Genomic DNA, 8179 nt, shown 5'->3' on the forward strand with positions numbered 1-8179 from the left:
CAAGTTGTCCGGACATATTAGTAAAAGTCCGGACAAATATAGGGCCGACGTGACACAGGGCGCGGCCGTCTCGGGAGGGGTGTTGATGAGGCTTCAGGGTATTTCGGCGGTGGTGTTGCTTTGTTCGGTATCGGTTCCGGCCATTGCGCAGGGCGACAATCAGGCGGGCGTCACCGAGGGTGATGACGAAAATGTCATTATCGTAACGGCGCGTAAACGCGAAGAGAGCTTGCAGGATGTGCCGCTGACAATCTCCGTCGTGGACGCGGCGCAGATCGAACGGGCCAAAATGGTCAATGTGTCCGATCTTGCTGCACAGACGCCGGGCTTCTCCTATCGTCAGGGTTTCGGCCGGACGGGCGGTGGCGGCGGCGCCGGTGTCCGCCCGTCGATCCGCGGGATGTCATCGGTCGTGGGCGCTCCGAACGCCGCCTTTTTTGTCGATGGCATCTTTGTGTCGGACAATATCGCCAGCTACGCACTCGACAATCTCGAGCGCGTCGAAGTCATTAAAGGTCCGCAATCGGCACTGTTCGGTCGCCAGACCTTTTCGGGTGCCATCAATTATGTGACGCGAAAGCCGGCGAACGAACTGTCGGGCCGCGCCCGTTTCCTCGTCGCCGAATATGACAATCGCGAACTGTCGGGCTTCATCTCGGGTCCGCTGATCAAGGACGTCCTTAAGGCCGAGATCAACGGGCGCTATTATCATTTCGGCGGAGACTATGTGAACGCCGACAGCGGCGCGCGCGATCTTGGCGCGCAGCGCAGCTACAGCGTGGGCGGCCGCCTCCATTTCACCCCCGGCGACAACTTCGAAGCGCTGGCATCGGTGGGCTGGAGCAAGGACATCGACAAGGGCTATATTTACGGCTTTCAGGGGTCGGCAAAGAACAACTGCTTCGCGCCGCCGATCACCACCAACATTCCTTTCCCCACGACCCCGACCGCGCGGCGGGGCTTCTACTGCGGGGAAGTCAAAATCCTGCCGTCCTACGCCTATAACAACCGGGAAATTGAAGCCGCGGGCTTCGATGGCCTCAACCGCAAATTCTTTCGCTCGTCGCTCGTGCTGACCGGACGCACGGACAGCGGCTGGAGCCTGACCTCGACGAGTGCCTATAATCGCAACAATTCGATTACCGGCCAAGACAACACCCTCTTGCCGAGCGCCAATGCTGCCTTTGCTGTCGATCAATCGCGGACACGCGACTGGAGTCAGGAAATCCGGGTGATGTCACCGCAGGATAAACCGATCCGGGCGCTGGCCGGGGTATATTATTATCGCGACGACAGCCTGGCTGGATTTCAGTTCACCAACACCAACCGCACCCGGCGCACGTTCGACAGCGCCGACGGCGTAAGGTCGAAGTCGGTGTTTGGCATGATCGAGGCCGAAATCGGCGCGCTCACTGTCAGCGGCGAAGCGCGTTACCAGAGAGAGACGATCATCGGGTCCACCGAGGTGCTTGCGCCCGTCGGGTCGAACAATGCCGCGCCGCCCGCGCCCACCGATATCCGGCGCGCCAAGTTCAATGCCTTTTTGCCGCGCTTCACGGCCAGCTACAAGGCGGGACGCGATCTCAACATTTACGCTACCGTCGCCAAGGGCAACAAGCCGGGCGGTTTCAATGCCTTTCCCATCGATGCCCGCCAGCAGGACCTCGACGCCTTCGCCGCCGCCGGGTTCGATATTTTCGACGAGGAAAGCGCATGGAGCTATGAACTTGGCGCCAAGGGTCGCTTGGCCGACGTGCTGAACTTCACCGTGGCGGGATTTTTTACCGATTGGACGAGCCAGCAACTCAGTCGCGGTGAGTCCTATATCCGTACCAACAACACGCCAAACAGCGTCGTTTTTATCCAGAATGCCGGCAAGTCGGAAATCAAGGGCTTCGAAATCGACCTTTCGGGCCGCCCTGCGCCGTGGCTGTTCCTGCGCGGCGGCTACACTTACGTGGATGCCCGATTCAAGGAATTTTACGACGACACCACCGAAGAAATCTACGATACCGATGGCCGACCCGGCTTTTTGCCGGGCGGCGTCCGCAATCCTGCCGACGCTGACAATCTGGAAGGCGATGTCTCCGGCAATCGCCTGCCGCAAACGCCGACGCACCAATTCATTGCAACCGCAGAGATCAACGCCCCGGTGTCCGCCAACACAGGTTTCTTCGTGCGCGGCGACTTGGCTTATGAATCCAAGCGATATTCGCAGGTGGACAATCTGAACTACGCCGGTGACAGCTATAATCTCAATGCCAGCGTCGGGCTTGAGGGCCAGAACTGGACGTTCACGATCTTTGCGCGCAACCTGCTCAACGACAAGACACCGCTGGTGGTCACGCGTTTGCTCGACTTCAATCGCCTGTTGCGCCGCACAAACCCGCTCACGGGTCTTTCGCAGACGACATTCTTTCGCGATTTTGCTGTGTCGGCGCCGCGCAAGCAGCAATTTGGCGCGTCGATCGAATATCGGTTCTAGGTCGGGGGCCGATCATGGGTCTGCGCAACACGGCGACCAGTTGGGGCTTGGGAGCAAAGCTCTTTCATTGGGTCATGGCGATCGGGATCATCGGCACGTCGGTCTTCGTGCTGCATGTGAACGACAGTATGCCATGGTTTAAATCCTCCGCGCCGGTGTTCATCCAGTATATCCATTGGCACAAGGCAATCGGCTTGGTGCTGCTGCTCCTTCTGATCCTGCGCTTGTTCTGGAAATGGCGAAACCCGAAGCCGCAAACGGCGGAACTCGCTCCGCTCGAAAAGCGGCTTTCCCTGTGGACCCACCGGTCGCTTTATGCCTTGATGTTCATCGTACCCCTGTCGGGCTGGATTGCATCCTCGGCATTCGGGAGCCCCACCAAATTCTTTGGGCTGTTCACAATCCCCGGCATTATCGAAAAGTCAAAACCATTGGTGGGGCCTGCCTATTGGGCGCACTTCGGTTTGTCATGGCTGCTGCTGACCATCGTCAGTCTGCACCTTTTTGCGGCTTTCTGGCACCATGACCGCAAGAAGGACAATGTCCTGCGGGCCATGTGGTTTGGTGGCAAGCGCCAGGAAACGGATGGGGGGAACCCGCCGCCGCCATGAGGGGCGATCAACCTCCCCTCTCGTCGGCCTAGCGTTTTGGCTGCCGTATCTGGCTGTCGATATCTCCTGAGGACCGAAACCGCTAAGATTTCATCGTCGCGGCGCAGGGATGGCCAACTGTCCAGATTGTTGCTACTCCAGTGATGGCAATCGGCCGCCGGGCGGCAATTTTTCGTGGCCTTTCGCAAGCAGCGAAAATCGACGAACGAGGCGAACAGAGCGCCGCGGTGTCATCGGGGATCGGTTCGACGCGCATCCCCGCATTCATTCCCACCGGCTTAGCCGGACGAACAGCGCGGTACCGATGCCCATCGTTACCATAGCCCCGGCAGACAGCGCGAACACACCCCAGAGCGGGGCCGAGTGTTCGACCAACATTGATCCGCCGATGACGATAACCGCGAGCCGCAGCGCCTGGGCGACGATCGCGCCGCCGACACGGCCTGCGCCTTGCGAGGCAAAGTAGAGACAAAGCCCAAGACCAAAGAAGGCAAATCCGAACGCGGCAATGCGCAAATAGGCATAAGCCGCATCGCGCACGTCGGGCGCGCTGGTGAACAGATCAACCCACAGCCAGGGAAACAGACCGGCGACGAGGCCGAGAAGACCCAGAGTGACGGCTGCAACCCCGCCGGCCGTCCAGGCGATCTTTCGCGCACGATCGAGATTCGCTGCGCCGATAGCTGTCCCGACCATCGGCACCGATGCGACCCCGACCGAAAAGGCAATCGGGATCAGAAGGAATTCCAGTCGAACGCCGATACCATAACCGGCAAGTGCTTGCGGGCCGAAGCGCGCCACAATGCCTGTGAGCACGAGGATCGCAGCAACCGATAACAGCGGCGACAGCATCGCCACCGCGCCGATGCGCAAGATGTCCATGAACCGCTCGATCGACAATAGTCCGCTGGCAAAGCGGAGCGGAAGACGCACGTCGCCGGATCTGAGGTGCCATAGCAGGAAAACGCCGGCGAACGAGAATGCTGCCAACTGTCCGGCGGCGACGCCCGCCATGCCGAGCCGAGGGAACGGCCCGAGGCCAAGACCAAGGACGCCGCCAACGACAACCTGGCCAAAGCCGGCCGCCAGCAAAGTTGCCGCGGGCACAACCATGTTGCCAGAGCCGCGCGCGATGGACGCGAGGATATTTGTCAGCCAGATTCCGGTGATGCCCCAGGCGGCTACGTTGGAGAACGCAAGCGCTTCACCGAGTACCGCGCCAGATCCGCCCATTGCGCGGTATACGGCAGGGCCAAAAGCCCGCACCGCAGCGGTGAAGACCAGCCCAAATATAGCCGCGATGACGAGCGAGCAGAGCGCCAGCGCCTCTGCGCGATCGCGGTCACCCGCGCCGAGCGCGCGGCTCACCGCTCCCGACACCGTACCACCCATCGCGCCTGCGGACAGCATCTGCATCAGCATGAAGATGGGGAAGGCGAGCGCGATGCCGCCCAGCGATGCGACGCCGAGCGACCCAACATAGGCGGTTTCAGCGATAGATACGATCGCGGCAGAGCATAGCGCGATCAGGTTCGGCAAGGTCAGCCGGAGCAATGTGGGCAGTATCGCGCCCGAGAGCAGCATGTCGCCACGCGCGTCGCGCGACCTCGGCATATCCAACTCAGCGGTGCCGATGGCAACGGTCACGCTGACATCACCAGCAAGGTCGAGGTGGCCGAAGCGAGCAGGGTTCCCGCGGCGTCGGTCAGGTGTGCTTCGACGAATGCGACCCTGCGACCCATGCTGATCACGACGCCGTCGGCGCGAACCTTGCCGGTCTTTTCCGTCATCGCCTTGTGATAAGCGACTTTCAGCTCGAGCGTCGTGAAGCTCTGATCGTGCGTCAGGCGGCTTGCCACAGCGATGCCGCAGGCCGAATCGAGCAGCGTTGCCGCATAGCCGCCATGGATTGTACCCATCGGATTGTAAGCATGCCGACCTGGCACCCCTTCAAACACCGCGCGGCCATATTCGACTTCGACAAGCGCGAAGTCGAGCGTTTCGCCGATCGGGGGACGTCCGCCTGCGGCCAGCAAGGCTCGAACCCGCGTCAAGCCATTGGGCGCGTCTGCCGACGTTCTATCCGCGCTCACAAGGCCAGCCTTTCGACGATCGCGTCGAAACAATCGCGCAGGATCGCATCGGACTGAACGCCAGGGCCGACTGCCCGGGCCAGACTGACGGCGCCGACCATTTGCGCGACCACGGCTCTTGCATCCGCAGCAGCATTGGTGCGCGGCAAACGCGACAGTGCGTCTTCGATGCGGTCGGTCATCCGATTCAAGCCGATAACAAAGTTTGCGCGGGCATGGGCCTCACTCCGTCCCATATCAGCCGCCAAAGTCGGCAGGGGACAGCCCCGATCGGGCCTGTCACGATGCGATGCCGACAGATAGCTTTTCAGAAAGGCGCGCAAGGCTGCGCGGAGGTCCTCACCCTCGTGCACCGGCAAATCCTGAAGCCCCCCGGCGCGTTCGCCCGCGTCCGCAAACATCTCCAGGACCGCCTCGGCAACGAGCGCATCCTTGGAGTCGAAATGGGCATAAAACGCGCCATGCGTCAGACCGGCGCCGGACATGATCTCCGCAACCGAAACCCGGTGTGGTCCCTTGGCACGAAGCTGCTTCGCCGCCGCTTCGATAATGCGGCTTTTGGACTCAGCCTTGTGATCCGAACCATATCGCATTGGCACTCCTTTGTATGATGATTGTAATGCTATGGGCCACGATGGCAAGGGTCATCGGGGCTATCCCAACAGCCCGCTACAAAGCTCGACGCATGTCGGAGAGGCGGCTCCTGTAAACGTCCGAACGCTGGGCTGCCGTACCTTCGGCAACCTGGAAAGGTTCGCCAACCGACAATTGCTCGCTGAACACCGGCCATGCGGGATTTTGCGGAATGTGAGCTATCTGGAATCCACTCAAGCAAGGATGGCCTGCAATCGGCCCGCTCATCTCCTCGCCCCGCAATGGCAGTGCTGCACGCTTGGTACCATGACCATTCGTACCGCGGCGGTCACCCGCGTCACCGGGCTCGTCACAAGCCACGGTAGGTTCGGCGGACTGGCGGACCTCAGCGGGAGGCTTGGCACCGCAGAGGCACGGGGCGTACGGGCAAACCTGTTGTGTGTGACGGCGAAGGCGCGGTCGACACCTTCTACATCACCGATCTGATCGGCGACAAGATCGACGGTCCGGCGCGGGTGAAGTCGCTGGAAGAGCGTCTGCTCGAAGCGGCAACGAGCCAGAGGAAGGAAGCGGTCGCGGCTTAGGCCTTGCGTCCCAGCTCGCGCGCGAGCGCCAGAAACGCCGCCAGTCCGGCCGAGGGGTGACGACGGCCCGGGTAATAAAGCGCAAGGCCCGGAAACGGCGGGGTCCAGTCATCGAGCAGACGGATGAGTGTTCCCGCCTCGATGTCGGCGATCACGTCCTGTTCGAAAAAGAAGCCGATGCCGACCCCCGCAACCACCGCCGCGCACGCGATCGTCACATCGTCGATTGTCATCGGGCCGCTGACATCGATCTGTGCCGTCTCAGCGCCATTCTCGAAATACCAGCGATAGAGCGCGCCATCGGGCAGGCGCACGCGGATGCAGGCGTGACGGGCCAGGTCGGCGGGCACGCGCGGTGGCGCGTGCGCGGCAAGATAGTCGGGCGACGCGACGACGGCAAAGCGCTGCGCTTCGCCCAGCGACAGCGCGATCATGTCGGTGGGGACCAACGACGCGACCCTGACGCCCAGGTCGAACCCTTCGGCGACAATATCGACCAGCCGTCCGTCGGTCACCACATCGACATGGACGCCCGGATAGCGGCGCGCATATTCCAGGATCAGCGCCGCCAGCGCCGATCGCGCCGCAAACGGCGGCGCGTTGATGCGCAGCGTCCCCGACGGCGTTTCGCCGCGCGCCCGGACAATCTCGATCGCCTCGCGAACGTCAAGCAGCGACGGGCCGATCCGGTCGACGAAAATATGGCCCGCGTCGGTCAGCGCGACGCTGCGCGTCGTGCGGTTGAACAGGCGCACGCCCAGCTCGGCCTCGATCCGCGCGATCATGTGGCTGAGCGCGGTCGTCGAAAGGCCGAGGTCAATCGCCGCCTGCCGAAACGATCCGCGCCGCGCAACCGCCATCACAGCGTCGAAATCGCGCAGCGCAAGTCGTGTCATTATCCCATTTTTTTCATCAGAACATCCAGTATTGGCCTGCTTATAAGGATGATGCCACGCGGTTAGATGGCAAGCAAGCCCAAGATTGGAGACTCGTCATGCAACTGCCCCATCCCGTTCAAACCTATTTCGACGCCGACCGGCGCGGCGACGGCGCCGCGCTGATGACAGCCTTCGTCGCTGATGCGCTCGTACAGGATGAGGGTCACTCGTACCAAGGCCATGACCAGATCGAAGCTTGGTGGCGCGATGCCAAGCAGCAATATGCGCATCAGGCGGCACCGTTCGACATGAAAACCGAAGGCGACCGCATCAGCGTTCGGGCCACGGTGACGGGTAACTTCCCAAGCAGCCCGGCGGCCCTCACCTATCATTTCGTGCTCATCGGCGATCGCATCGCCGAACTGGAGATTCTGCCATGACCGGCTTTCTGTCGTTCACCGGAAAGCGCGCCCTCGTCACCTCGGGCACCAAAGGCGCCGGCAAGGCAACCGCCGATTTGCTCCGCGACCTCGGCGCCGCAGTGCTCACCGTCGCACGGACCTCGCCTGAGGGCGGACCCGACGCGATGTTCGTCGCCGCCGATTTGACAAGCGCCGAAGGATGCGAACGCGTAGCCCAAGCAGCGCTCGACCGTCTCGGCGGGATCGACATTCTTGTCCACATGCTCGGCGGCTCATCGGCACCGGGCGGCGGCTTTGCCGCACTGACCGACGCGGATTGGGAGCGCGAGCTTGCGCTCAACCTCTTTCCCGCCGTCCGGCTCGACCGCGCACTCGTCCCGGCGATGACCGCGCAAGGGTCGGGCGTCGTCGTCCATGTCTCGTCGATTCAGCGGCAGTTGCCCTTGCCCGAAGCGACGACCGGCTATGCCGCGGCCAAGGCGGCGCTTTCGACCTACAGCAAGGCCTTGTCG

Annotated in this window: 9 protein-coding genes; 5 read left to right on the forward strand and 4 right to left on the reverse strand. The window is 62.1% G+C overall.

The window, feature by feature from the left end; all coding sequences use genetic code 11:
• Window positions 1-85 precede the first annotated feature (85 nt).
• Together VGN68_RS13475 and VGN68_RS13480 are read left to right on the forward strand one after the other, a co-directional pair.
• A complete protein-coding gene (locus tag VGN68_RS13475; protein ID WP_327477388.1) occupies window positions 86-2485 on the forward strand; it encodes a TonB-dependent receptor in 2400 nt (799 codons plus the stop codon).
• 14 nt (window positions 2486-2499) lie between these two features.
• The gene (locus VGN68_RS13480) at window positions 2500-3096 is read left to right on the forward strand and encodes a cytochrome b (RefSeq protein WP_327477389.1); all 597 of its coding nucleotides are present in this window, start codon (window positions 2500-2502) and stop codon (window positions 3094-3096) included.
• Between the two features lie 264 nt (window positions 3097-3360).
• On the opposite strand, the gene VGN68_RS13485 is transcribed toward VGN68_RS13480, so the two are convergent.
• Genes VGN68_RS13485 through VGN68_RS13495 form a run of 3 tightly spaced genes read right to left on the reverse strand, consistent with a single transcriptional unit; the run spans window position 3361 to window position 5782 of the window.
• On the reverse strand, window positions 3361-4743 hold the full coding sequence (locus VGN68_RS13485) for an MATE family efflux transporter (protein ID WP_327477390.1): 1383 nt from the start codon (window positions 4741-4743) through the stop codon (window positions 3361-3363).
• Window positions 4740-5189: a PaaI family thioesterase gene (locus VGN68_RS13490; RefSeq protein ID WP_327477391.1), complete on the reverse strand. Its 450-nt coding sequence runs from the start codon at window positions 5187-5189 to the stop codon at window positions 4740-4742. The genes VGN68_RS13485 and VGN68_RS13490 overlap by 4 nt, the downstream gene beginning before the upstream one ends.
• Window positions 5186-5782 (reverse strand): TetR/AcrR family transcriptional regulator, encoded by a 597-nt coding sequence (locus VGN68_RS13495; protein ID WP_327477392.1) that lies wholly within the window; start codon window positions 5780-5782, stop codon window positions 5186-5188. Before VGN68_RS13495 ends, VGN68_RS13490 begins: the two co-directional genes overlap by 4 nt.
• A 438-nt stretch (window positions 5783-6220) precedes the next feature.
• Here VGN68_RS13495 and VGN68_RS13500 point away from each other — a divergent pair, with 438 nt between their 5' ends.
• A complete protein-coding gene (locus tag VGN68_RS13500) occupies window positions 6221-6367 on the forward strand; it encodes a hypothetical protein (protein WP_327477393.1) in 147 nt (48 codons plus the stop codon).
• Here VGN68_RS13500 and VGN68_RS13505 read toward each other — a convergent pair.
• Complete coding sequence (locus VGN68_RS13505; protein WP_327477394.1) at window positions 6364-7263, reverse strand: LysR family transcriptional regulator; 900 nt, start codon at window positions 7261-7263, stop codon at window positions 6364-6366. The two genes, VGN68_RS13500 and VGN68_RS13505, sit on opposite strands and share 4 nt — an antisense overlap.
• A 98-nt stretch (window positions 7264-7361) precedes the next feature.
• Between VGN68_RS13505 and VGN68_RS13510 the strand changes: the two genes are divergently transcribed.
• Both VGN68_RS13510 and VGN68_RS13515 read left to right on the forward strand, forming a co-directional pair.
• On the forward strand, window positions 7362-7685 hold the full coding sequence (locus VGN68_RS13510; RefSeq protein WP_327477395.1) for a nuclear transport factor 2 family protein: 324 nt from the start codon (window positions 7362-7364) through the stop codon (window positions 7683-7685).
• A partial coding sequence (locus VGN68_RS13515; RefSeq protein WP_327477396.1) for an oxidoreductase occupies window positions 7682-8179 on the forward strand: 498 nt, incomplete at its 3' end. The genes VGN68_RS13510 and VGN68_RS13515, both read left to right, overlap by 4 nt.

The sequence above is a fragment of the Sphingopyxis sp. genome, assembly GCF_035998965.1.
Taxonomy (GTDB): domain Bacteria; phylum Pseudomonadota; class Alphaproteobacteria; order Sphingomonadales; family Sphingomonadaceae; genus Sphingopyxis.

Coding starts and splice junctions, on each gene's coding strand:
- VGN68_RS13475 (WP_327477388.1), top strand. CDS start 86: ATGAGGCTTCAGGGTATTTCGGCGGTGGTGTTGCTTTGTTCGGTATCG.
- VGN68_RS13480 (WP_327477389.1), top strand. CDS start 2,500: ATGGGTCTGCGCAACACGGCGACCAGTTGGGGCTTGGGAGCAAAGCTC.
- VGN68_RS13495 (WP_327477392.1), bottom strand. CDS start 5,782: ATGCGATATGGTTCGGATCACAAGGCTGAGTCCAAAAGCCGCATTATC.
- VGN68_RS13505 (WP_327477394.1), bottom strand. CDS start 7,263: ATGACACGACTTGCGCTGCGCGATTTCGACGCTGTGATGGCGGTTGCG.
- VGN68_RS13510 (WP_327477395.1), top strand. CDS start 7,362: ATGCAACTGCCCCATCCCGTTCAAACCTATTTCGACGCCGACCGGCGC.